Annotated in this window: 3 protein-coding genes; all 3 read right to left on the bottom strand. The window is 73.4% G+C overall.

Going from position 1 to position 26146, the window contains the following annotated elements:
- Positions 1-3: 3 nt before the first annotated feature.
- Genes AC3ETA_RS23780 through AC3ETA_RS23790 form a run of 3 tightly spaced genes read right to left on the bottom strand, consistent with a single transcriptional unit; the run spans position 4 to position 26146 of the window.
- A complete protein-coding gene (locus AC3ETA_RS23780) occupies positions 4-1104 on the bottom strand; it encodes a MupA/Atu3671 family FMN-dependent luciferase-like monooxygenase (RefSeq protein ID WP_432194920.1) in 1101 nt (366 codons plus the stop codon).
- Positions 1101-15503 (bottom strand): SDR family NAD(P)-dependent oxidoreductase, encoded by a 14403-nt coding sequence (locus AC3ETA_RS23785; protein ID WP_432194921.1) that lies wholly within the window; start codon positions 15501-15503, stop codon positions 1101-1103. The genes AC3ETA_RS23780 and AC3ETA_RS23785 overlap by 4 nt, the downstream gene beginning before the upstream one ends.
- A complete protein-coding gene (locus tag AC3ETA_RS23790) occupies positions 15500-26146 on the bottom strand; it encodes an SDR family NAD(P)-dependent oxidoreductase (protein WP_432194922.1) in 10647 nt (3548 codons plus the stop codon). Before AC3ETA_RS23790 ends, AC3ETA_RS23785 begins: the two co-directional genes overlap by 4 nt.

Here is a 26146-nt window from a genome sequence, read left to right on the forward strand (position 1 = left end):
CTGTCACATGCGGGCGTAGTACCAAGCGAGGGCGGCGTCCTCGCCCGGAGCCGGAGCGATGGCAGGTGTCGGAGAGGCGAACCGGGCCCTTAGCCCGTCGAGTTGGGGCAGCATGCCCAGGACCGTGTCGAACGGGACGCCGAAGTCGACCAGGCAGGCGATCTCACCGACGCCGATGTCGCTGAGCCGCTGCACCACCTTCGCGCACTTGTCGGGCGTGCCGAGCAGCGAGCGGCGCTGGTAGAAGTCCTCCGCCGCGATGTCGACGAGCGCCTTCTGCTCGGCGTCGCTCATCGCCGACGACCCGCCGTCCACGGCGGCGTCGTTGCGCTTCTGCGTGACGAAGGACGAGAGGTAGCTGCGGACCGGGTCGTGCACGATCCGCTTCACCTCCGCCTCGTCGTCGCCGACGAACGTGTGCAGGCCCACGGTGACGACTCCGGCTGCCGGGTCGAGCCCGGCCTCCGACCGGGCCTTGCGGTACGCCGAGATGTTCTCCTCCAGACGCTCCCAACTGTCCAGCAGAGTCAGCACGTTGAGGCCCGCGCCGCCGGCCTGGAGCCATGTCTGGGGGTTGGAGGTGTGCACCAGCCACAGGGGCAGGTCCGGCTGGTGCGGGCGCGGATACGTGCGCACGTTCAGGGACTGCCCGTCCGGGCCGGGGAATGCGAGCTGGTCCCCGCGCCACAGGGCGCGCAGCGTCTCGATGTGCCCGAAGGTGTACTCCCGCCGGGTGTCGTACAGGTCGGGGTGGAAGACGAAGTCCCCCTTGTGCCAGCCGGTGGCCAGGCAGACGCCGACGCGTCCCCCGGAGAGCTGGTCCACCAGGGCCCACTCCTCGACGACCCGAACCGGGTGGTGGTGCGGCAGGACGATGCTGCCGGCCCGCAGGTGCAGGTTCTTCGTCGTGACGGCGAGGGCCGCGCTGAGCACCGAGGGGTTGGGGAAGCTGCCGCCGAACTCCTGGAAGTGGCGCTCGGGGGTCCAGATCGCCTTGAAGCCCTTGTCGTCGATGTAACGGGCGACGTCGAGGATGAACCGGTACCGGTCCCCGAAGCCGCCTCGGTCGTTCGAGGAGAAGAAGTAGACGCTGAAGTCGGTCATGAGCGCGGTCCGTTCGGGGTGAGAGCGGGCAGGGTGCGGGTCACGACCTCGGCGATGGCGCGCAGGTTGTCCTCGAGGACGATCGTGAAGTGGTCCGCGTCCAGGTCGTGGACGGTCACGTCGTCCCCGGCGAGCGAGCCGAGCCCGTTGGTGGTGTCGGAGTCGTCCCGGCCGATGGCCGGCATGCCGTACGGGTTCTCCGCGGCGGAGAAGCCCTTCGTGGCGTGGAAGACCGTCGTCTGCACCGGGCGGGCGAAGGGCCGGGCCGCATAGTCGAGCAGCAGCTTGCCGTTGAGGTCGAGGAGTGCGAAGCGCGTGCGGATCAGTCGGTGCACCTCGTCCGCCGACAGTCGGGCCGGGGATCCCTCGACGACGTGCCGGGTGACGTGGTCGATGGCCTCGTCGGCGGACATGCCGATCAGCTCGTCGATGGTCAGGGTCGGGTCGGCCTTCCACAGCTGCGAGGCGGAGTTGCCGATCAGCATCAGGGTCACCGCGTCCTGGTTCTCCTCAGTGATCACTGTGCTGTCGACGCCGGTCCAGGCGCCGGTGCCCGGCAGCAGAGCGTCGACCAGGTAGAGATGGGACACCTCCTGGCCCGCCTCGACGAGCTGGCGCGCCATCTCGAAGGCCAGGATGCCGCCGAACGAGGCACCGCCCAGCACGTACGGGCCCTCGGGGTGCTCCTCGCGGATCTCTGCCACATAGCGGGCCGCCATCGCCTCGATGGACTCGAACTCGGTGAAGCGCAGGTCCGGGTCGAGCTGCTCCAGGCCGTACAGCGGGTGGTCCATGCCGAGGTGGCGCGACAGGTAGATGCAGTAGCTGACGTCGCCGAAGAGGTGGTGCACCCAGAACGACGGCGCCTTGCCGCCGCTGCGGTTGATCGGTACCAGGAAGCGACGGTCATCCGCCGGTGCGGTGCGGATCTCGCGGTCGGTGATCTCCAGCGGCGCCACGGTCCCGGGCGCCGGCTCCGCCTGGCGTGAACCGAGCTGGGCCGCGCCCTCCCGGGACACGGTGCCGGCCGGTGCCGTCACCGGCTCCAGCAGGGCGGGCGGCGGCACCAGCGCGCGGTCCCAGGACTTCGCGTCCGGTGTGGCCAGGACGGCGGTGCGGCCGGCCAGGGCGAGCGGGCGTACGGCCGTGTCGCCGGCCGCCCGGCGCAGCGCGCCGCGCCAGTCGGCCGCGAAGGCCAGGCGCTCGGCGAGGTCCGTGCCGCGCAGCGGAATGCCGGGCAGCGCCGAGAGGGACTCCGCGGCCGAGCGCAGGGCCGACTCGCGGTCGGGTCCGGTGCCGGTCGTGGTCAGCGGCCTGCCTGTCCATACGGCGGCGAACTGCTCCGCCACGGCCCGGACATCGGCGCCCTCGTCCTCCGCGTGAGTGGCGTCGGGCTCGGGCGCGTCCAGCAGGACCAGCTGGGTCACCTCGTGACCGGCGTCGGTCAGGATCCGGGCGGTCTCCACGGCGAGGCGCGCGGCGACCGAGTGCCCGGCCAGCCGGTACGGACCCTGCGGACGGTCCGCGAGGACGGCCCCGGCGCACGCCTCGGCGAGCTCGGTCAGACCGTGCCCGTTGTTCGTCCCTCGCGGCGCCGGAGAGGTGAACTCCACGCCCCGGACCGGGCCTTCGGCGCCGAACCAGGAGCCCAGGTGCAGCAGCCAGGTCAGCTCACCGGTGGCTCCGGGCAGGCCGTGCAGCGGGGTGCCCGGGCCGTCATCGCCGAAAGGGACGACGGCTGCCCGGGGTGCGGCGGCCTCCGGGGCCGTGGCCGGTTCGGCGCCCACCGCGCCCGGCGCGCCCGGTACGGCCTGTCCGGTGTCCGCGGCCGCCGTGCCCTGGGGCGAGACGCCGTACTCGTCGATCAGGTGCTGAACCAGGCTGTTGAGCGTCGTGCACTCGAAGATCGCCGCCATCGGGATGTGGTCGCCGAAGGCCGCCTGCAGCCGCTGCATGATCCGCAGCGCGGAGATCGAGTCGACGCCGTACGCCGCCAGGTCCCGGTCGGGGTCCACGGACTCCGGGGCCAGGCCGATGCCCTCGGCCAGCAGCACCCGGACCTGTGCGGCCAGGTCGCCGCCGGCTGCGGCGGTGCGACCGGCTGGGGCGGGCGCGGTGGAGTCGGCCGCGGTGGAGTCGGGCGCGGTGGAGTCGGGCGTGGTGGCCGGCGTGGCCTGGGCGGGGACGGCCGGTGCCGTGGAGCGGGGCGCGGTGCCGGTCGTCGGCGTGTTTCCGTTCACCGACGGGGCGGCGCCGTTGACCCGGGGAGCGACGGCCGGCTGCGCGGCGATCACGGGGGCGGCGAGCGCCGGGGTCGTGCGGGAGACCGGGGCGATCGGCGTCGGTGCGGCCGGAGCCGGCGCGGACTGTGTCGCGGGTGCTGGAGCGGAAGACGCGGCCAGGGCGGGAGCGGCCGGCTTGAGGGTGGGAACCGGAGGCAGCCAGTACCGCTCCCGGGCGAACGGATACGTGGGCAGACCCACCACCCGACGCCACGGTGCTCCGCCGTGCAGCGTCGCCCAGTCGAGGTCCGTACCCCGTACCCACAGCGCCGCCGCCTTGCCCAGCTCACCGGCGCGCGCCAGCTCCAGCACCCGTGCACGGTCGTCCTCGTCGAGCAGGCCCGCGGCGGTCCGGTCGGACGTGACCGGAGTCGTGTGGAGCGCGATGCCGCTCTCCGCGCCGGCCGCGAACGCCCGGCATGCATCCGCCAGTTCGGCGGCCGATCCGGCCACGACGGCCAGGCGGCGCTCCAGCGCGGGCCGGCCACTTTGCAGGGTACGGGCCAGTGCCAGGGTGTCGACGGTGTCGCCGCCCCGAACCGCGGCCCGGTCGAGGTGGTCGGCGAGCAGCGTCGCGTACTCCTTGAGCTGCTCGTCGGTCCGGGCACTGAGGGCGAAGAGCTGGGGTGCGCCGCGGTGGACCCCGGCCGGACGCGGGGCCATGAACTCCTCGACCACCACATGGGCGTTGACGCCACCGAAGCCGAACGAGCTGACGCCGGCCAGGCGTGGCGCCTCGGCACCGGACGCGGTGCGCGGCCGGTCCCACGGACGCGCCGAGTCGACCAGGTGGAACGGGCTGCCCGCCAGGTCCAGCAGCGGGTTGGGGCGCTGCACGTGGAGCGTCGGCGGGAGCATGCGGTGGCGGATCGCCAGCACCGTCTTGATCAGCCCGGCGATTCCGGCGGCGGTCTCCAGGTGCCCGACGTTGGTCTTGACGCTCCCGAGCCCGATGAACTGCCCCTTGTCCTCGGTCACTCCGAGTTCGCGGAAGGCCTGCGTGAGGCCGTTCAGCTCCACCGGGTCACCCAGGGCCGTTCCGGTGCCGTGTGCCTCGACGTACCCGACGAGCGAGGCGTCGGTGCCGCCCCGCCGGTGGGCCGCGGTGATGACGTCGGCCTGCGACCCGGAGTTGGGTGCGGTCAGCGAAGCCGCGCGGCCGCCGTGGTTGACGGCCGTGCCGCGCACCAGCGCGTACACCGTGTCGCCGTCCCGCAGGGCGGCCGACAACGGCTTGAGCAGGACCGCGCCGACACCCTCGCCGCGCACATAGCCGTCGGCGCGGTGGTCGAAGCTCTTGCAGCGGCCGTCCGCGGCCAGCATCCCGGACTTGCCGAAGGCCAGATGGCCGGTGGGGGTCAGGGTGAGGTTGACCCCGCCGGCGATCGCCGCGGAGCACTCGCCGTCCTGGATGGCCCGCACCGCACGGTGCACCGCGACCAGGCCGGAGGAGCAGGCGGTGTCCACCGGCTCGCTCGGACCGCGCAGGTCCAGCAGGAACGAGACACGGTTGGCGAGAACACTGTGCGCGTTGCCGGTGGCCAGCTGGCCGTCGATCTCGACGCCGGACTGAAGCAGCAACGTCGCGTACTCCGTGGAGCCGCAGCCGACGAACACGCCGGTGTCACTGCCCGCGAGGGCGGCGGGGTCGTGGCCGGCGTCCTCGACGGTCCGCCACACCGTCTGCAGGAACAGCCGGTGCTGCGGATCCATCAGCTTCGCCTCGCGCGGCGAGATGCGGAAGAAGGCCGGGTCGAACAGGTCCGCGTCGGCCAGGAACCCGCCCCAGCGCGAAGGCACCTTGTCCGGCTCGGTGCGCGGGTCGCCGTAGATCTCGCGCCAGTCGAAGCGCTCGGCGGGGATCTCGCCGACCAGGTCGCGTCCCGCCAGCAGGTTGGCCCAGTACGTCGGCAGGTCGGGCGAGCCCGGGAAGGAGCCGGCCATGCCGACGATGGCGACGGGCTCGTTGCGGTCGGTGGCCGACTGCTCGTAGGACGGGTGGGCTACGGGCGCCGGCTCGACCGGGCTCGCTCCTCGCGCGGGGAGGTCCTCGCGTACGGCGGACGCAGCCGCGGTCGTCTCCGGTACGGGCGGGAGAGGCGGCGCCGGTGCCGACGCGTCGGCGGTCTGCCGGGCCAGCGAGTCGACCAGCGCGCCCACGTTGCGGAATCCGTACAGGTCGGCCGGGTTGAGCGTGGTGTCCAGCTCGGCGTTGACCCGGTCGGCCAGGTCGACGACCGTGACCGAGTCGAAGCCGAAGTCGCTGAGGTGCTCGTCCAGTCCGATGTCGTCGGGCTGCACCCCCAGCACCGCCGCCACCGCGTTCACCACGGTCGCGCGTATGTGCTCGACGGCCTGTGGTGCGGGGTGGCCGATGGTCTCTGACACGTCGTTCTCCTCCAGGTCTGAGGGTTGCCAGGGCCGCTGTGGCGGAGCTGCGGTGACGGTGGGAAGCGTGGTCGGCGCCGGTGCGGGTTCCGCTTCGGGGGGCCGCGTGGCGATCGTGGACGTCGTCTCCGCGGGCAGCCGGTGCACGGTGCGAGCGAAGGGATAGCCAGGCAGCGAGACGATCCGCCCGTCCTTGAGTCCGAGCGCCGTCTCGGCACCGGTCAGCCGGGCGCCGCTCGCCCAGGCCTCCCCGGCTGCCGTGAGTGCGGTTTCGTCCGCCCCGGTGAGCACCGCGTACGTCGCATGCGCATCGGCGGGGGCATGGCCCGTGCCGTTCCGCTCTGTCCGCTCACCCGCCAGGTGGCGGTCCAGCAGGTGTACGAGATCCGGGACGTCCCGGGCGACGACGGCCAGTCGCCGACCGAGGTGCTCCCGGCCCGCCGCGAGCGTCCGGGCCACGTCCGCGAGCGGAGGTGCAGCGTCGCCGAGCGCTGCCAGGTGGTCGCGCAACCGCCGGGCGTGGGTGCGCAGTTGTTCCTCCCGGCGCGCTGACAGAAGGACCAGCCGCGGGCCGCTGCGCGGACCCGGGGTGAGCGCGGTGGCCGCAGGACCCGCCAGCACCACGTGGGCGTTGGCCCCTCCCGCCCCGAAGGAACTGATGGCGGCGACGCGTTCGGCGGGCTTGACCCGGCCTGGCCATGGCTCACTCTCGCGCACCAGGCGCAGCGTCCGGCCGTCGAACTCCGCGACCGGCCGCGCGCAGTCCAGCGTGGCGGCCAGCTCGCCGTGCCGCATCTGCAGCAGCACCTTGGCCAGCTGGGCCATGCCCGAGGCCGCTTCCAGGTGGCCGAGCGACGGCTTGACCGAGCCGACCGCTGTGCCGTGCCCGCCGAACACCCGCGCCAGCGCCGCCGCCTCCACGGGGTCGGCCAGCGGCGAGCCGGTCGCCTGCGCCTCCACGTAGTGCACCGCCTCGGGGCCCAGACCGGCACGCGCGAGCGCCCGCCGGAGCAGCTCCTCCTGGGCCTCGGCGCTCGGCGTGACCATGCTCTCGGTCGCGCCGTTGGCGTTGACCGCGGAGCCGAGCACCAGCCCGTGGATCCGGTCCGCGTCGCGCAACGCCGCCGACAGCGGTTTGACGACGACCGCGCCCACGCCCTCACCCGGGACCATGCCGTCGGCGTCCTGGTCGAAGGAGCGGCTGCGGCCGTCCGCGGAGAGCATCTTCATGCCGGCCAGTGCGGAGTGGTGGGACGGGTCGAGGATCAGATTGACACCGCCCGCGACCGCCGCGCCGCAGTCCCCACGCCGTACGGCCTCGCACGCCAGGTGCAGTGCCGTCAGCGCGGACGAGCACGCCGTGTCCACGGCGAGGCTCGGACCGGTGAACCCGAAGACATGTGAGGCGCGGTTGGCCACCGACCAGTGCGAGGAGTGGGCGTGCGCGTCGGAACCGGCGCCGCGCAGCTCGGCCGCCAGCACCTGGTAGGGGCTGTGCATCAGGCCCACGAACATGCCGACCCCGGTGCCGGTCGCGGCGCGAGCGGAACGCTCCAGCCCGACCCGCGTCGTCCCGGCGTCCTCCAGAGCCGTCCACACCGCCTCCAGGAACAGCCTCTCCTGCGGGTCGGTGCGCTCGGCGTCGCGTGGCGACATCCGGAACACCAGTGGGTCGAACGCCTCCACGGCGTCGAGGAAGGCGCCCCAGCAGCCGGTACGGTCCGCGCCCTCCGGGTCCCAGCGTTCGCCGGGCACCTCGGTGACGGCGCGCCGGCCCGCGGACAGGTGCTCCCAGAGGGCGTCGAGCGTGTCGGCGCCGGGGAAGCGGCCGGAGATCCCGACGATCGCGAGGGGTTCTTCGCCGCTCGCCGGCATCGAAGGGGCGGGCGGTGCCGTCACCGACCCGGCGGTTTCCCGACGAGGCCGTTCGGGGGTGGTCCGCGCTCGGCGCCGTGCGGGGACTGTCGGCGTACTGGTGTCGACCAGTCGGACGAGCGGCTGCGCCGGATCGTTCAGCAGGGACTCGACGACGCCATCGAGCGATGTGGACTCGTAGGGGATGGTGCGCGGGACGGGTCCGAGATCGGCCTCGATCCGGTCGACCACCTCCATGCTGACGAGAGAGTCGGTGCCGTACGAGGACAGGAGCGCGGCCGGATCCAGCTCGGACTCGTCGAGCCCGAGGACCTCGGCGAAGATCCGCTTCAGATAGGCGGTGGCCACCTTGGCCAGGTCGGAGGCGGGTTGCCCTTGTCCGGCCGGCTCAGTGCCGGCGTCGTACCCGGGCTCTGCCGACGGTACTGCCGCGAAACGGGCGAACGGCTCGGCCGCGGTCTCCAACAGCGCCTCGACCACACCGCTGAGCGACATGGACTCGAAGGGGACGTGCCGCGGTGCGGTCCCCAGGTCCGCCTCGATCCGGTCGGCCGCCTCCATGCCGACCAGGGAGTCGGTGCCGTACGAGGACAGCGGTGCCGCAGGGTCCAACTCGGCCTGGTCCACCTTCAGTACGCCGGCGAAGACGCGCGTGAGGTACGTGGTCGCCGCCTGCGCCAGGTCCGCAACTCGCGCCTGGGGCGCGGGCGACGCGGCCACCGCTTCCGCGGGAACCGACCGTTCGTCCGGTTCAGGAGCCCGGGGCTCGGGAACCGGCCACACGTCCCGTTCGGCCAGCAGGACATGCTGCCCCGCCGTCGCGTCGTCCGGCCCGGCCGTCCCGACGACCCGCACTCCGCGCAGCCCGGCGTCCAGCAGCACGGAGCGCCAGGCGCCGGGCGTCAGCAGCGGCGAGTGGGGCTGGCGCAGCTCCCCGTCGTCGTACGCCCACCAGCCGTCGGTCAGCCCGAAGATCATGGTCACGGCATCCAGTACGCGGGTGCCCTCGTTGATCACCAGCAGCCCGCCGGGCCGGAGCAGCCGTGCCGCGGCGCGCACATTGTGCCGCACGTCCGGGGTGGCGTGCAGGACGTTCGCCGCGAGGACCACGTCGTACGTGCCCTCCTCGAAGCCCTGGGACGCCGGATCGCTCGCGATGTCGAGGACCGAGAAGCGGGCCTGCGGATACGGTTCGCAGAACCGTTCGCGGGCCTTGCGGACCAGACCGGGGGACAGGTCCGTGAACGCGTAGTCGAAGCGGTCCCCGAAGGGCTGGAGCGCGTCGAGGACGGGGCGGCTGGTGCCGCCGGTGCCCGCGCCGATCTCCAGCAGCCGCAGCCGCTCGGCACCTGCACCGGAGCGCTGTCCTACGTACGCGGCCACGGCCGCCGCGCACACGGCGTTGAAGTGCTCCGAGCGCGGGTCGTCGTGGTACAGCGGAGCCACTTTGTGGTCGCTGCCGCCGGGGAAGAGCACCGACAGCCCGTTGCGGCGGCCGCACAGCACCTCCGGCAGCACCTCCGTGCACTCGCGGAGCAACTCGGCCAGCGCGGCGGCGTGGGGATACGCGGACACCAGGCGGTCGTGCAGGGCCCTGGCGGCCTGCGGGTCCGGTACCTCCGGCTCCGTGGCAGGCACGGTCAGCGTTCCGTCCGCGTTCCGCGAGAGATGCCCGCCCCGGACAAGGGCGTACATGGCGGCGTTCAGCAGCCGCTCCTGGGCGGGCAGTACCCCGAGGCGGCGGGACAGGTCGCCCCGCGTCACGGTCGTGCCGGGCTCCGGCCAGGCACCGTGGCCGAGGAACGCGTCGCGCAGCAGCACTCGCGCGTACGGCTCCAGGGCGGCGAAGAACTCCGCGCCGGTCAGCCGCGCGTCGTCGGCGGTCCGGGCGTGCCCCGCCGCCTCGGCCAGGCGCACCGCCTCGGACACCTCCCGGGAGCCGGACACAGGGCGCGGCGCCGGGCCGCCGTCGGATCCCGCGACGCGGACCGGAGCCACCTGCACGGCGGGCCCGGCGAGCACCCGTCGGAAGGCGTCAAGGCCGGCCGTGTCGCTGATGGGCTCGACACCGAGCCGGGCGGTCACCCGGTCCCGGTAGTCGTCGGTGGCCACCGATCCGCTCTCGCCCCACAGACCCCAGTTGAAGATCCGTACGGGCCTGCGCAGCCGGGCGGCCAGGAAGCGCCCGTACGTGTCCTGGAACGTGGACGCGGCCGAGTAGTTGGCCTGCCCCGCGTTGCCGTTGTGCGAGATGGCGGAGGAGAACACGGCGAAGAAGTCGAGCGGCTCGTCGGCCAGGACGCGCTGAAGCACGACCGTGCCGTACGCCTTCGGCCCGAACGACGAGCGCAGGGTCTCCTCGTCCATGCGGGAGAGCGTGCGGTCGTTGAGGACGAACGCCGAGTGCACGACTCCGTCCACGCCGCCCCACGCGGCGCGCATCCGCGCCACGGCGGACCGCAGCGCCACCTCGTCGGTGACATCGGCGGACGCATACGCCACCTGGTCCGGCAGGGCGCTCAGCAACGCCTGGACGCGCTCGGGAAGTTCCTCCTGCGGCCGCCGGCCCGTCAGCAGGACGCGGGCTCCGTAGGCACGGGCGAGGTGCTCGGCGACGACCGTGCCCAGACCGCCGGCGCCGCCGGTGATCAGGTAGCGGCCGCCGTCCCGCAGCGGCGGCGTCTCCTCTCCGCCCGGCAGGTCGATGCGTTCGAGGGACTGGGTGTACCGCACTGCGCCGTGCAGCGCGACCGGGTGCGCGGGACGGGCGGCGGGCTCCGCCGCCAACTGGGCCACCACAGAGGTCCAGTCGCCCAGCCGTGCGCAGCGCACCAGGTCGTCGCGGGCCACGTCGACGCAACTGAGGGCGAGGAACCCCAGCTCGCGCGATGCGGAAGCGACGAGCCCGGGCAGCCCGCCGGCGAACGGATTACGGGCCGCAACGGCCTCGTCGGTCTGCTGCACGCCGGACGTCACCACATGCAGGCGCGTCCCGGCCCGGGCACGCCGTGCGTCCAGGGCCTTGAGCAGGTGGAACAACGCCACCGGGCCCCGGTCGAGCGCCGTGCTGAGCTGTTCGAGGTCATCGGCCGAGTAGAGCCGCCCCTCCACGCCGCCCAGGAACCAGACGGTGCTTGGATCGCCGGCCTCCGCCAGGACCCGGCCGAAGGCCTCGGCCGACGGCGTGACGTCTTCCAGCAGAACGTGCCCGACCTGGCGGCCGGCCCTACGGTGGTACTCGGCCACGGCGCTGCCGAGGCCGTGGTCGTGAGCCGTGCCCAGGACGAGGACCGGGCGGTCGTCGTCCGTCTCGAACGGTTGGCCCGCGGGTGTCGGCCGCCACACCGAGCGGTACAGCGGAACAGCCTCGTCCGCCCCGGTCTCCTGCTGCGGAGCCGTCCCGGACCCTCCGGCGGGGCGTGCGATGCGCAGCCCTTCGAACCGGGCCAGTACGGTGCCGTCGGCGGCGGCCAGGGCGACGTCGACCCGCGCGGTGCCGCGCTCGGCATCGAGCGCCGCGAGCTCCACGTGGGCGTAACGCGCCCGCAGCGCAGATCCGCTGACGGTGAGCCTGGTCAGCGACGCCGGCAGCGCGGCACGGTTGTCGCCCTGGGGCAGCACCCCCTGCACAGCGTGCAACGCGCTGTCCGTGATCGCCGCCTCGGCAGCCCAGGCCGGTACGTCCGCATCCGGCCCGGACAGCTCCGCCAGCGCCTCGCCGTCACCGCGGTGCAGCGCGACGAGCCCCCGGAACAACGGTCCGTAGCGCAGCCCGGCGGCCTGCGACTTCCCGTACACCTCGGCGGCGTCGGTGCGGTGCGGGCAGCGGGCGCGCACCGTCACCACATCGACGTGGCCGAGTGCCGCACCGCCGCCCGCGGTCAGCACGCCGCTGGAGTGCACCGTCGTGGCGCTGCGCACCTCGTACGACCTGCCGTCGCGGTCGAAGCGGACGTCCACGGCGAGTTCGTCACCCTCGACCTCCAGCGGAACGCGCCAGCGGACGTCCTCGAACACCACCGCGGTGTCGGCAAGGCCGGCAGCTTCCCGCGCCAGCCCCAGCTGGAGGACCCCGGCGACCACGGCCCTGCCCAGCACCGTGTGGTCTGCGATCACCGCGTCGGTGCGGCGAAGGACGGGCAGTTCGGTGCGCGCGGTGTCGTCGGCCGGCTCGTCGACGAGGTCCGCCCAGTAGCGCTTGCCGCCGAAGGGATATGCCGGGAGCGGCACGGGCGCCGGGCGCGGCCCGTCGCGGAACGCGTCCTGCCAGTCGATCCGCGCCCCCGCCACCCAGGCGTCGGCGAGCGCTTCCCGACGGCCGTCCGCCTGCAACTCCCGCAGGGGCGCCGGGGCTTGGTCGGCACGCCCGGTGCGCACCTTCGCCGACACCCTGCCTTCCAAGTGGGCGCGCAGGCAGGCGCGCAGCTCGTCCACCGAGGTGGCGACGACCGCCAGTCGGTGGTCCCACTCGTCCCGGCCGGTCAGGAGGGTGAAAGCGATGTCCCGCAGTGAGCGTTCGTCATCGCGCGCGAGATCCTCCACGAGCCGCTGGGTGGCTTGCCGCAGTTGCTCGGGAGTGCGCGCGGACAGCCCTACGACGTAGGGGCGACCATCGTCCGGGGACCCCTGCGGAGCGGTCCATTCCTCCAGCACCACATGGCCGTTGGCGCCTCCGGCCCCGAAGGAACTCACCGCAGCACGGCGGGGCGTACCGTCCGTGGCGTGCCAGGGTCCGGTGGTCCGCTGCGGATAGAAGGGCGTGGTCGCGAGGTTCATCTTGGGGTTGACCGGTTCGCTGTGCAGCGTCGGGACCAGGGTGCGGTGTGCGAACTGCAGCACGACCTTGGTGATGCCGCACACCCCGGCCGCCGCCTCCAGGTGCCCCAGGTTCGACTTCACGGAACCGAGGGCGCAGAAGCCGGTGTCGTCGGTGTACTCGGCGAAGGCTCGCTTCAGTCCCTCGACCTCGACCGGATCGCCCAGAGCCGTTCCGGTGCCGTGCGCCTCGACATAGGTGACGGTGCGCGCGTCCACGCGGGCGGCGCGCAGCGCGTCGGCGACGACCGCGCCCTGGGCGCGCGGGGTCGGCACGGTGTAGCCGTTGCTGCGTCCCCCGTGGTTGACGGCGGTGCCGCGCACCACCGCGTGGACGCGGTCGCCGTCGGCGAGGGCGTCGGACAGCCGCTTGAGGATCAGTGCGCCGGCGCCCTCGCCCGGCACGAAGCCGTCACCGCCCGCGCCGAACGCGCGGCAGCGGCCGTCGGAGGCGAGCAGCCGCATGTCCGTGAGCGTCGCGTACTTGATCGGGTGGATGTTGACGTTGACCCCGCCGGCGATCGCCAGCTTCGTCTCGCCCGACAGCAGGCTGCGGCAGGCCAGATGCAGCGCGGTCAGCGAGCCCGAGCAGGCCGTGTCGAGGGCCATGCTGGGGCCGTGCACGTCCAGGACGTAGCTGAGCCGGTTGGCGATCGAGTAGTCCATGGAGTGCGCGAACACCTTGTTGCCGCGGCCCCACTGTTCGGCTCCGACGAGCCCGTACTGGGAGCCCGTCACGCCGACGAAGACACCCACGGAGTGCATGTCGCCGACGCGGGTGGTCCGGTGCAGTCTGCGCCGCGAGTACCCGGCGTGCTCCAGCGCGGACCACGCGACCTCAAGAAAGATCCGCTCGTTCGGGTCGAGCCTGGCGGCCTCGCCGGGGGAGATGGCGAAGAACAGCGGGTCGAAGCGGGCCACGTCGTCGAGAAACCCGCCCCACTTGCCGGTGATCGCACCGGGTGTGCCCCGCCGAGCGGCCAGGTAGCGGTCGTTGTCCCAGCGGTCCTCGGGCACCTCGCCGATCAGGTCGGCGCCGGCGGTCAGCGACTGCCAGAACTGTGCGAGGTCCGCACCGCCCGGGTAACGGCCGGCGACCCCCACGATCGCGACCGCCTGGTCGTAGGGCAGTCCTCCGGCGAGTTCGGCCGGCGAGCTCTCCTGGGGACGGTCGGTGCTCGCGGGGGTGGCCGGTGCCAAGAGCGGCAGCCTGCTCGCCTCGGCGGTGCGGGCGGCACGCAGGCCGAGGACCTCGCGCAACCCGTCCGCGCGTTCCTCGGCGAGGAAGCGTGCCAGCTCACCCACGGTCCGGTACTCGAAGAGCAGGGTGACCGGCAGGTCGCCGAAGCGGTCCTCCAAAGTGGCGGTGAGCTTCTTGATGAGAATCGAGTCGACGCCGAAGGTGGAGAACTCCTGGTCGGCGCGGAGCCGTCCGGAGGGAAGCTTCGCCGTTTCGGTGACGAGATCCAGCAGGTACGACTCCGCAGCGGTTACCAGGCCGTCGCCGCTCACGGCGGGCACGGCCGAGTCCTCGGCCGCTTCCTCCGCCAAGGCCTCTTCGGCACACACCTTCGTGATCCAGGCGTCGATGCGTTCCGCCCGCCCGTACACCACCAACGTCTCGGGTTTCCCCGTGGTGACGGCGTCGGACAGGACGCGCAGGCCCACCTCCGTCGGCATGGCCAGCATGCCCTGCATCTTCTCCAGCACCCGCCGGTTGCCGGCGGAGATCTCCATGCCGCCCTCGGCCCACAGCGGCCAGGCGACCGCAACCGACGCGCCGTGGCGCGAACCGGCGGTGACACGCCGGGCCCGGGTGGCGGCCAGTTCGCCCAGCGCCCGGTTGGCGGCGGCGTAGTCGGCCTGCCCCGCGGCGCCGAAGTAGGCGGACGTCGAGGAGAACAGGACGAAGAAGTCGAGCGGCAGACCGGACGTGACCCGGTCCAGGTGCGCCGCGCCGTCCAGCTTCACGGACAGCACCCGACGGGCCGAGTCGGTGTCCTTGTTGACCAGGTAGGCGTCCTCGTTCAGGCCCGCGGCGTGCAGTACGCCGTCCAGGCCGCCGAACTCGCGCCGGGCGGCATCGACCGCGGCCTCGGCGTCCGGGTGACGGGTGATGTCGCCCCGGACGTGGACGACCCGCGCTCCGGCCTCCTCCAGGCGGCGGAACTCGGCCAGTTGCGCCTCGCTGGGCTCGGAGCGGCCGGTCAGCACCAGTCGGGCGTGGTGGTCACGGGCGAGCAGCGCCGCCAGGCGCAACCCGATGCCCTTGGCCCCGCCGGTGATCAGATAGCGGCCGCCGTCGCGGAACGCGGACGGCCGGTCCTTGCCGGCATGGGAAGGCCGCAGCACCCGTATCTCCCGGCCGTCCACGCCGTAGCGCACCTCGGCCAGTCCCGGCCGGGCCGCGGACAGCTCGGCCAGGGCCACCTGGAAGGCGTCCCCGGCCCACGCCGGCACGTCGTCGACCCGCACGGAGACCGCCCGCAGCCGGCGGTCCTCGGCCCTCGCCACCTGAGCCAGCGCGCCCAGTGCGGCACCCACCTCCGGACGTGCCCGACCGGTGGTGAGGAACACGACGGGCAGCGGTCCCGCCGCGCGGTCGGTGATCAGCGCGCGCAGCGCCGGAAGCACCAGCTGAACCGCCCGTTCAGGGGCGGCGGTGCCGGCCGACAGGTCGAAGACCAGGCCGCGCGGCTGCCTGCCCTGCGGACCGGTCTCGCGCAGATACGCCGTCCATGACGCCGTCTCTCCATCGATGTCCTCACCGAGCCGGAGGACCTGGACTCCGGCCGGGACGGTCGCGCGGTCGCCGTCCACGACGAGCAGGACGTCCCCGGCGGTGACGGCGCGGTGTCCGGCGGGGCGCGCGGGCGCCGGTTCCCAGACGGGGGTGTAGGCGACGAGCTCCGCCCCGGCCGCGGGGTCGGCTGAGGCCCCGGCACGGGCGAGGAGCCGGGCGGCCACCGCCGGGTCGAGCTGTCCGCCGCGGACTCGCTCGAGTACCAGGCGGCGGACCGTTTCGGTGTTCGGTGTCATCGTTCCATCCCGTCGTTCCGGACCAGGCTCAGGTCCACGTCGTCAACGGTCAGTTCGCCCCTGCTGAGGGCGTCGAGCAGGGCGACCAGCTCCTGGGAAGCGTCGCCCTCGCCCGTGGCGGGCGCCGGCTCCGCGCCGGAGCCGTCCTCGGCCTCGGCCCAGAAGCGGGTGGGGGCGAACGGATAGCCGGGGAGCCCCACGCGTCGTACGCCGGGCGCGGTCAGGGCGGCGAGCGCCACGTTTCCTGCCCTGCCCTCGACCCACTGGCGACCCAGCGCCCGCGGGTCGTCGGTGGGCACGGCGGCCGTCCCGGAGTTCCCGGCCCGGCCGGTGAACAGGCGGTCGTCGGCGCGCCCCGAGACGTGGGCGCGCAGTGCCGCGACCAGCTCCGGCAGGCTCTCGGCGACCACGGCCAGTCGGCACTCCATCGCGTCACGGCCGCTGCGCAGGGTGTGGGCCACCTCGGCGGCAGAGACCGTACGGTCGCCGTCCAGGCGGTCCGCCAGGGCGTGCGCCGCCTCCCTGAGCCGGTCCCCGTCGCGAGCCGACAGCACGAACATCTCGGCCCGCCCCGCCGCAGTCGCTGCGGCGGGATGCGGGGCGTGCTCCGGGTACTCCTCCAGGATCACGTGGGCGTTGGACCCGCCGAACCCCATGGAGCTGACGGCGGCCCTGCGGGGCAGGGCCCTGCCGCGTGAGTCCACGGACGGGGCCCAGTCCTGACGGCGGTCGGCGATGCGGAACGGGCTGCCTTCCAGGTCCAGGAGCGGGTTGGCCTCCTGGAAGTGGATGCTCGGCGGGATCACGCCCCGGCGCAGGGCGAGTACGGCCTTGACGACGCCGGCGAGACCGGCCGCGGCCTCCAGGTGGCCCATGTTGGACTTGATGGAGCCGACCGCGCACCAGGCGTCCACCCGCTCGTCCTCGCCCAGCCCCGCGCGCTCCGCGAACGCCCTGCGCAGCCCACGCAGTTCGATCGGGTCGCCCACCTCGGTGCCGGTGCCGTGCGCCTCGACGTACCCGATGGTGCGCGGGTCGGTGTCCGAGTCGCGCAGAACGCGCGAGATGAGCGCGGCCTGCGCGGTCGGGTTCGGTACCGGCAGCGACTGGGCCCGGCCGCCGTGGTTGACACCGCTGCCGCGCACCAGGGCGTGGACGGTGTCACCGTCGGCCAGCGCCCGCGACAGGGGCTTGAGCCACAGGGCGATCACGCCCTCGCCCCGGCTGAAGCCGTTCGCGGACCGGTCGAAGGCATGGCACTTGCCGTCCGCGGACAGCGCGCCCATCTGGCCCAGCGCGACATACATGTCCGGAGCCAGCAGCAGGTGCACCCCGCCGACCAGGGCGGTGGAGCACTCGCCGTCCTCGATGGCCCGCACCGCGCGGTGCAGTGCGGTGAGCGCACTGGAGCAGGCCGTGTCCACGGCCTCGCTGGGGCCGTGCAGTCCGAGCTCGAAGGAGATGCGGTTCGCCAGCACCGTCTTGGCGTTGCCGTTGACGCAGTACGGCTCCCGGTAGCGTCCGACCCGGGCCAGGTGCGCGGTGTAGTCGTGCGAGGTGGCGCCGACGAACACGCCGGTGTCGCTGCCACGCAGCGACGAGGGAGCGTGCCCCGCGTCCTCCACCGCGTGCCAGGCCGTCTGGAGCATCAGCCGCTGCTGGGGGTCCATCACCTCGGCCTCGCGCCCCGAGATCCCGAAGAACTCGGCATCGAACTCGGTGACGCCGTCGACGAACGCGCCCCACTTGCTGTTGGTCTTGCCCGCCTCACGGTGCGGCTCGCCGAACAGCGGGCGCCAGTCCCAGCGGTCCGCCGGTATCTCGGCCATGTGGTCGGTGCCCGCCAGCAGGTTCCGCCACAGCTCGTCAGTCGTGCGCGCACCCGGCATGCGGACCGCCATGCCGACGATGGCGACGGGGTCCCGGTGCGGGGTGGCGCCCGCCTCCGGCCGCACCACTGCCGCGGGCTCCGCGGCCGTGTCGGACCGCGGTACGGCGGTGGGGGCGGCCTCGCGGGCGAAGCGTGCGCAGGATTGCGGTGCGCGCGTCAAGAGCTCCCGGGCCAGCGCGGCGACCGTGCCGGCCTCGTAGAGCAGGACTTTCGGCAGCTTGCCGAAATCCTCCTCCAACTCGCGCACCAACTGGATCGTGCCGAGCGAGTCGACGCCGAGTTCAGTGAAGGACGTGTCCTCGTCCACGGTGTCCGCCGCGACGGAGAGGAAGGAGGCGACCACCTCCCGCAGGTGCGCACGTACACCGGCCTCGGGGGTGGTCGGCTCATCGACCGCGGCGGGGGCCGCCGATGTCCCGTGCGCGGTGGAGGACGCGGCCGACGCGGTCGCGACCAGGGACGCGGACGGCGCACCGACCTCGGCACGTGCCACGATCACGCACTGGTCGTCCTCGTCCGGAACACCGTTGTCGTGGGTCTGCACCCAGCTCTCCGCGAATCCCGACCGACGCAGGACGTCCTGCCACCGCCCCTGCGCCAGCAGTGGCGCTCCCGGCATGCGCTCGGTGTCCTGGCACGTCCACCAGCTGGGGATCATCCCGAACAGCAGGAACTGGTAGTCGATGTTCGACGTGATCTCGTTCAGGAGCAGCAGGCCCCCGTCGGCCAGCAGCCGGCGCAGATGGGTCGCCGAACGGGTGACGTCCTGCGTCGCGTGCACCACGTTGGACGCCACGAGCAGGTCGTACGCGCCTTCCCCGATGCCCTGCGCGGACGGATCGTGTTCCAGGTCGAACGGCGTGAACACCATGGGCACCCCCGCGTCGGCGAACTTGCGGCGCGCCTGGCGGAAGTACGAGGCGGAGATGTCCGTGAAGGTGTACTCGACCCGGGCCCCGTAACGCGCCAGTCGCTCCAGCACCGGGCCCGTGGTGCCACCGGTGCCCGCGCCGACCTCCAGGACCCTGACCGGTCGGCCGGAGTCCCGTTCGGTGCGCGCGCGGACAAAGCCGTCGGCGAGGTGCGCGACCACCGAGTTGTAGTGGTCCGCGATGGCGTTGCCGTGGTAGATGCTGCTGAGCAGGTCCGTGATCTCGCCGCCGAAGTACAGATCGAGCGCGGAGGTGCCGCCCGTGACGACGTGGGGTATGTGCGGGATCACAGCCCGGGCCAGATCCACATGGCGTCCCACTTCCGGGTGGTCGTGCGCCAGGTCCCTGAACTCCCGTTCGATGAGGTCCCGTTCCGCGGTGATGTCGGGCAGCGGGCGAGGAGCGGCGGTCACCACGTCGGCCAGCCTGGCCACATAGCGTCCGTACGGCTCCACGGCCGGCAGGCCGCCGAGCACGTCGGCGCCCGACAGCTCTCCGGTGACTCCCAGATGCTCGCGCACGGAGAGCGCGGCGAGCCGGGCGCCCACGACGCCGAGCCGCGCCAAGCCGCGCCGCACACCGATGGCGTCGTAGCCGCACGAGTCCATGAACTCCTCGGCGGCAGCGAGGGCTTGGGCGACCGGGCCGGCGGCCTCGGGTGCGAGGGCCGGAGCAGGCACAGGTGAGGTAGCCAGTGCCGGTGCCGGCGAGATGGCCAGGGCAGGGACGGACGAGGCGGTCTGCTCGGGCTCGCGCAGCCAGAACTGCTCGCCGTGGAAGCGCCGGCCGGGAAGATTCAGCCGGGGCGCGTCCGCGCGGCCGGACTCCGGGGTCCAGTCCACGGACTCTCCGGCTGCCCACCGCCGCGCGGCAGCGACGGCCCCGACGTCGGATCCGGGCGCCGCCAGGACCGTCCCCGCCACGACGGGGCCCGCGAGCAACACGTCGAGTTCCGCGCGCAGTTCCCGGTCCGTAGCGGCCACCACGGCGACCCGGGCGGACAGCGGATCACGGCCGTGCTGAAGCGTCGCGGCCACGGCCTCGAAGCCGGGCCGCGCGTCGAGGGCGGCACGGTGGCGGCGAAGCACCTCGGGGAGTGCCTCGGCGGACGCCGCGGAGAACGGCACGACCAGACTGCGGTTGCCGTCCCGCACTGGACGGGTACGGTCCGGCGCCTCCTCCAGGACCACGTGTGCGTTGGCACCGCCGAACCCGAAGGAGCTCACGCCGGCCCGGCGCGCAACGCCCGCCTGCGCGGGCCACTCGACGGTCCGGGCGGGGACGCTCAGTGCGCCGTCGTCCAGGCGCAGATACGGGTTGGCCTTCCGGAAGTCCGGCATCGCCGGGATCCGGTGCTGCTCCAGGGAGAGCACCGCCTTGACGACGCCGACGACGCCCGCGGCGCCCTCGGCGTGGCCCAGATGCGCCTTGGCCGTGCCGACCACTACCGGCGGGGCGTCGGCAGGACGGCCGGTCAGCGCGCCGCGCAGGCCCTCGATCTCGATCGGGTCGCCGAGCTTCGTCCCGGTGCCGTGGGCCTCCAGCAGGCCCATCGTGTGCACCGGCACGCCGGCGTCGCGCCAGGCGCGTTCGATGAGTTCGGTCTGCCGCTGCGGGTTCGGTGCGGTGACGGTGCCCGCGTGGCCGCCGTGGCCGACCGCGACGCCCTTGACGACGGCCCGGACGGGGTCCCCGTCGGCGAGCGCGGCCCTCAGCGGCTTGAGCAGGACCGCGGCGACCGCCTCGGCCGGCACGTAGCCGTCGGCACGCTCGTCGAAGGCGTGGCAGCGGCCGGTCGGTGACAGCGCTCCCGTGCCCGACAGCGACAGGTAGTGACGCGGGCTCAGCATCAGGTTGGCGCCCGCCGCGAAGGCCATGGAGCACTCCCCGCGCCGCAGCGACTCCACAGCCAGCTGCAGCGCGTGCAGCGACGAGGAGCAGGCGGTGTCGACCGTCAGGCTCGGCCCGGACAGGTCGAAGCAGTGGGAGGGCCGGTTGGCCGCCATCGTGGTCGCGATGCCCGTGGCGTCGTACGGCCCCGGCCTGCGACCCCGGGCGATCATCTCGCCCTCGTAGTCGCGGAAGCACTCGCCGACGAAGACACCGGTGTCGCTGCCGCGCAGCCCCGGCAGGACGGCCGCGTCCTCGGCGGCCTCGTACAGCACCTCCAGCAGCAGCCGCAGCTGCGGGTCCATCGCCTCCGCCTCGGCGTGCGGGATCCCGAAGAACGCGGCCTCGAAGCGGCTCACGTCGTCGAGGAACCCGCCTGCCGGGCATTCCGTGGTTCCGGCCGCGCCGTCGGCGTCCAGGTACCGGGCGTGGTCCCAGCGACTGGCCGGGACGTCACCCACGAGGTCGCGCCCGGCGAGCAGCGCGTCCCAGAGTTCCCGGACGTCCGAGGCTCCCGGAAAGCGGCCGGCCAGGCCGATCACGGCGATGTCGCGATCGGTCACGGCCGGTGCGGGAGCCGGCTCGGTCACAGAGACGGCCGTCGTCGCCTCCTTCGTGCCGCCGGCGGCCGTCGGCAGAGCCGGCTCGGACGCCGTCCCCTTGAACGCCGCGTACCAGGCACGCACCGCGTCACGGTGCTCCTCGGTGAGATGGGCCGCCAGCTCGGGGACCCGGGTGCAGCGGAAGAAGACCGTGGGCACGATCTCCACGCCCAACTGCCGCCCCAGCCGGGCCCCGAGGGCGACCACGTCCACCGAGGACAGGCCCAGCTCCATGAAGGTCCAGGTGGCCAGCTCCTCGGACAGGGACGCGGCCTGCGGGAGTACGCCCGTCACGGTCTCGCAGATCATGGCCTCCAGCTCTGCCGTGATCTCCGTGTCCGCCGGACCTGCCCCGGGCACGGACGGCCGAGGTGCGGCGGAGGGTCGCACGCGAGGGTTGGCGGAGGTCCGCACCCGTTCCGGCCAGATGACCGCGAGGAGGCGCTCGACCTTCAGCCGGTCGCCTTCGAAGACCGCCAATTGCGGCCCGTCATGGGCGAGACCCGCCTCCAGCGCGGTCAGGCCGTGCGCCGTCTTCAGCGGCACCAGGCCGGTGCTCCGCAGCACCTGGGCCTCGACAGCCGGGTTGATGCGCATGCCGCCCTCGTCCCACAGCGGCCAGTTGACGGAGACGCTGCGTCCATGGCGCTCGCCGCGGGCGACGAGTTCGCCGCGCCATGCGGTGAAGGCGTCCATGTAGGCGTTGGCGGCGGTGTAGTCGGTCGTGCCGATGGAACCGAGGACCGCGGAGGTGGAGGAGAACAGCACCAGATAGTCCAGCGGCCGGTCCGCGGTCGCCAGGTCCAGGTTGCGGGCCCCGTCGAACTTGGGCGCCAGCACCCGTCGTACGGAGTCGGCCGTCTTGTTGATCAGCAGGCCGTCCTCGACCACACCCGCGGTGTGGATCACGCCCGTGACGGTGCCGAACCGCTCTTCCGCGGTCGCCACCAGTCGGCGTACGTCGTCCAGCCGGGTCACATCGGCCTGGACGTACGTGGCCCGTGTACCCAGCGCGGCGAGTTCCGCGAGGAACCGCCGCTGCGCCTCGCCCTCGGGAGAGCGGCCGAACAGCACGATGTCGGGTTGGGCCGCACGGGCCATGCGCCGGGCGACATGCCGCGCGATGCCGCCGGTGCCGCCGCTGATCAGGTAGGTGCCGCCCGGGCGGGCGAGCGGGGTGCCGGAGGGCAGCGGACGTGTGGGGGCGAAGCCGCGCACCTCGCGGATGCCTGCCTCGGTGTGCCGGACCTCCAGGTCCCCGGGCGACGACGCCTCCGACAGCAGAAGGTCGGCCGCCCGCGCAGGATCGTTCTGGGGCGCGGCGAACCGGACGGTGCTCAGCGGAAGCTTCGGCTGTTCCAGGCGCAGACCACGCGCCAGGCCGCCCACGGAGGCGTCCGGCGGGCACTCGGCGGGGGAGTGGTAGGCGTGCACGACGGGCAGGGCGACACGGCGGCCCACGGCCCACGCCTGGCACAGCGCGTACACCGACAGCAGTCCGGTCGGCCGCTCCGGCGGACCGTCGGGGGCCGCTCCGTCGAGGTGCCACAGGTGCAGGATCGCGCCGGGCACCCGGCCCTCCTGCTCCAGGGCCCGGCGGAGCTGCTTGTGGTCCTCCAGGGAGTCCGGCGCGACGGTGAAGTGGTCGTCGGACATCCGGGCGAAGCCGCTGCCCGGAGTGACGAGCACCGTGCGGACACGGGTCCGCAGGGCTGCTGCTCGCACGTCCGAGGTGTCCAGGACCAGCACTGTCGCGCCGTCGAGCGGGACGCCGGGGGCCGGGGCCGGGCGCGGTGCCCAGGCGGGCTCGTACAGCATCACCTGCCGGAGGTCGTCCTGCGGGACGGTGCCTGCGGCGGGAACCTCCCGCTGCCCGCCCGGCTCCGGCTCGGGTGTCTGCGCGGGGTCGGGCCGGACCTGCGGAGGGCCACCGGCCGGCGCGATCCAATGGCGCTCCCCGGCGAACGGATAGGTGGGCAGGGCGATCCGGCGGCCACCGGGCACTTCGGCGAGGGCGTCGACCGTTCCGTGCGCCCAGTTCCCGGCGACGGTCTCAGGCGCCGTGCCCGGGGCGAGCGAGGATGCCCCGGCCGTGGCCCGTCGGACCGTGCCGCGGAAGTGAGGCACGGACGGCGTACCGCCGGCCGCGAACGCGTCGAGTGCGTCCGCCAGTTCAACGGTGGACGAGACGACCAGCGCGAGCCGCTCGGCCAGATGGCGTCGGCCCACGGCGAGCGTGTGGGCGACGTCGGCGAGCCGCGTCGCGGACCGCTCGCGCAGGGCTCCTGCGAGGTCGGACGCCCGGCGCGTCAGCTGCTCGCCGGTACGGGCCGACAGCGCGACGACCTGACGGGCCGACGTGGCCCGCGCCTCGGCGGCAGGGGACTGCGTGGGCACGTATTCCTCCAGGACCACATGGGCGTTCGCGCCGCCGAAGCCGAAGGCACTGACCCCCGCACGCAGCGGCGCCGGGCGCCCGGTGGCCGGATCGGTGACCGGTGTCCAGGGCTCCTCGGTGCGCGTCAGCCGGAAGGGCGACGCGGTGAAATCGATGGCGGGGTTGGGGCGTTCGGCGTGCGGTGCCGGTACGCGGGTGCGATGACGCAGGCACAGCAGGATCTTGGTGAGCGAGGCGAGGCCCGCGGCTGCCTCCGTGTGGCCGATGTTCGCCTTCACCGACCCGATCGCGCAGAAGCCGCGTGCGTCGGTCTCCTTCCGGAACGTCCGCGTCAGGGCGTCGATCTCCAGTTGGTCGCCCAGCGCGGTCGCCGCCCCGTGCGCCTCCAGCAGCGTCACGGTCGAGGCGGGGACGCCGGCTCGCGCCAGGGCCTCCTCGACCACCCGGCTCTGCGCGTCGGGGCTGGTGATCGTGTAGCCGGGGGTGCGGCCGGTGTGGTTCACGGCGGAGCCCCGTACGACGGCCAGGATGCGGTCACCGTCCGCCTCGGCGTCCGCCAGCGGCCGTACGATCAGCGCACCCACGCCGTCCGCCGGGACGTACCCGGACGCGTCCTCGCCGAACGGGCGGCTCGTGCCGTCCTTGGCCAGCAGCCCGTTGGCCGCCGAGCGCACGTACTTGTACGGATGCAGGGACAGGCTCACGCCGCCCACCAGCGCCGCGCCGCACTCCCCGCGGCGGATCGACTCGCATGCCTGGTGCAGCGCCGTCAGGGACGACGAGCAGGCGGTGTCCACCAGCACGCTCGGGCCGCGGAAGTCGAAGGCGTGGCTCACCCGGTTGGGTATGCCGCCGAGCCAGCTCAACGCAACGTCCGCGCCGCCTTCCTTCACACTCTCCAGGCCGTGCAGGTGGTAGTCGGCCCACATGGACCCCGCGAACACACCCACCGTGCCGCGTACGGCCGCCGACAGCGACTCCGGTGTGTATCCGGCGTCCTCCAGCGCCGAGAAGGCGACCTCCAGGAACTGCCGCTCGTGCGGGTCCATCAACCTCGCCTGCCGCGGCGGGATGTTGAAGAACGTCGAGTCGAACCGGTCGACATCGTCGATGAAGCCGCCCCGCCCGAGATACGAGCGGCCCGCGGTGCCGGGCTCCGGCGCGTACCAGACGTCCGCGTCCCAACGGTCGCCCGGAACCTCGCTCAGGCAGTCACGTCCGGTGCGCAGCACCTCCCAGAACTCGTCGAGATTCCTCGCACCGGGGTAACGGCCGGCTACACCGACGATCGCCATCGGAGCGTCGGCGCCCGGCGCCGGGACGGGCGCCGGGGCGGCCTGAGAAGTCGGCGCGGGCGTGGGTGTCCCGGCTGCCGGAGCGATGTCGGCCGCCGGTGCCTGGATGCCTTCGCTTTCGAGGTGGGTGACGAGTTGGCTGATGGTGGGGTGTTCGAAGAGGAGGGTGGGGTAGAGCTGGGTGTTCAGTGCGGTTTCGAGTTGTCCGGCGATGTTGAGGAGGTCGACGGAGGTGAGGCCGAGTTCGTCGTAGAAGCCTTGGCCGGGGTGGATGGTGGTGGCGGGTTCGCCGGTCTGTTCGGCGACGAGGGCGGTGACGAGGGTGGTGAGGTCGCCGGCGGGTGCGGGCTGCCGTGCTTCGGCCGCCGGTGCCTGGATGCCTTCGCTTTCGAGGTGGGTGACGAGTTGGCTGATGGTGGGGTGTTCGAAGAGGAGGGTGGGGTAGAGCTGGGTGTTCAGTGCGGTTTCGAGTTGTCCGGCGATGTTGAGGAGGTCGACGGAGGTGAGGCCGAGTTCGTCGTAGAAGCCTTGGCCGGGGTGGATGGTGGTGGCGGGTTCGCCGGTCTGTTCGGCGACCAGGCCGGTCACGAGGGCCGTCAGATCGCCGCCGACTGCCGGGGCGGCGGCCGACGCGGAAGCCGGTCCCGTTGCCCGAGGTGCGGCAGGGACCTGCGACGTGCTCTGCGCCGCCTTCGCTTCCGCGAGGCGCCGGCCCTCCTCCGCGTGCTTGCGGATGTCCTGCGTGGTGCGCACCCGCTTCGCGCGGTACCCGGTCAGGCGGACCGCCACCTCACCGTCCGGAGTGCACAGGTCGATGTCCGCGACGACCGCCTGCGTGCTGTCGTCGACGTGCAGGTTCGGCAGCCGCGGGGAGTGCACCAGCGTGCGTGACTCCAGGGCCCGGCGAGCCCGGAACGAGTCGACGTAGATCGGGATGAACGGCTGGACGATCCCACGCCGCACCGGCTCCGGGAACTGCAGGAACGGAACGAGCACCGAGAAGTCCATGAAGACGGGGTGCACGTGGAAGTGCCCGAGCGCTTCGACCGCACTGGGATCCAGCTGCACATCGGCGACCGAGAAGCCGTCACCCGCACCGACTCTGCCCTGCACCTTCATGAACGGGCCGTGTTCGATGTCGAGTTGCCGGGCGAGCGCGTACAGGTCGTCGGCGTCCAGCGAGTCGGGGCCGGCCGCGGCGTCGAGCCGCCCCGGGGGCACCGGCTGCGGCTCCCAGGGACCCACGACGTGGATCTCCGCCCGGAAGTTGACCTGCCACTCCTCGTCGGCGACCTCGCCGCCCAGCAGCGGACGGCTGCGCACCGTGACCGGCAGCCCGCCGCGCGGACCGGTCTCGCCGACCGTGACCTCCAGCTGCCGGTGGAGGTCTCCGACGGCGATCAGGGGCCGGACGAAGACGCACCGCCTGAGCTCCACCAGCGCCGGATCGACCCCCAGGTGACGGACCAGCCTCAGCACCAGGTCGAGGTGGAAGACGCCGGGCAGCACGGGTGTGCGGTGGACGAGGTGGTCGCGGACCGCCGCGTCCCGGGCGGTCACCCGGGTGGCGAACCGGCGCCCGGCGAGCGAGCGCTGAGCGGCCTCCACATCAACGGACCGATGGATGTCGGACAT

Source organism: Streptomyces sp. bgisy027 (assembly GCF_057710365.1).

Coding starts and splice junctions, on each gene's coding strand:
- AC3ETA_RS23790 (WP_432194922.1), bottom strand. CDS start 26,146: ATGTCCGACATCCATCGGTCCGTTGATGTGGAGGCCGCTCAGCGCTCG.
- AC3ETA_RS23780 (WP_432194920.1), bottom strand. CDS start 1,104: ATGACCGACTTCAGCGTCTACTTCTTCTCCTCGAACGACCGAGGCGGC.
- AC3ETA_RS23785 (WP_432194921.1), bottom strand. CDS start 15,503: ATGACACCGAACACCGAAACGGTCCGCCGCCTGGTACTCGAGCGAGTC.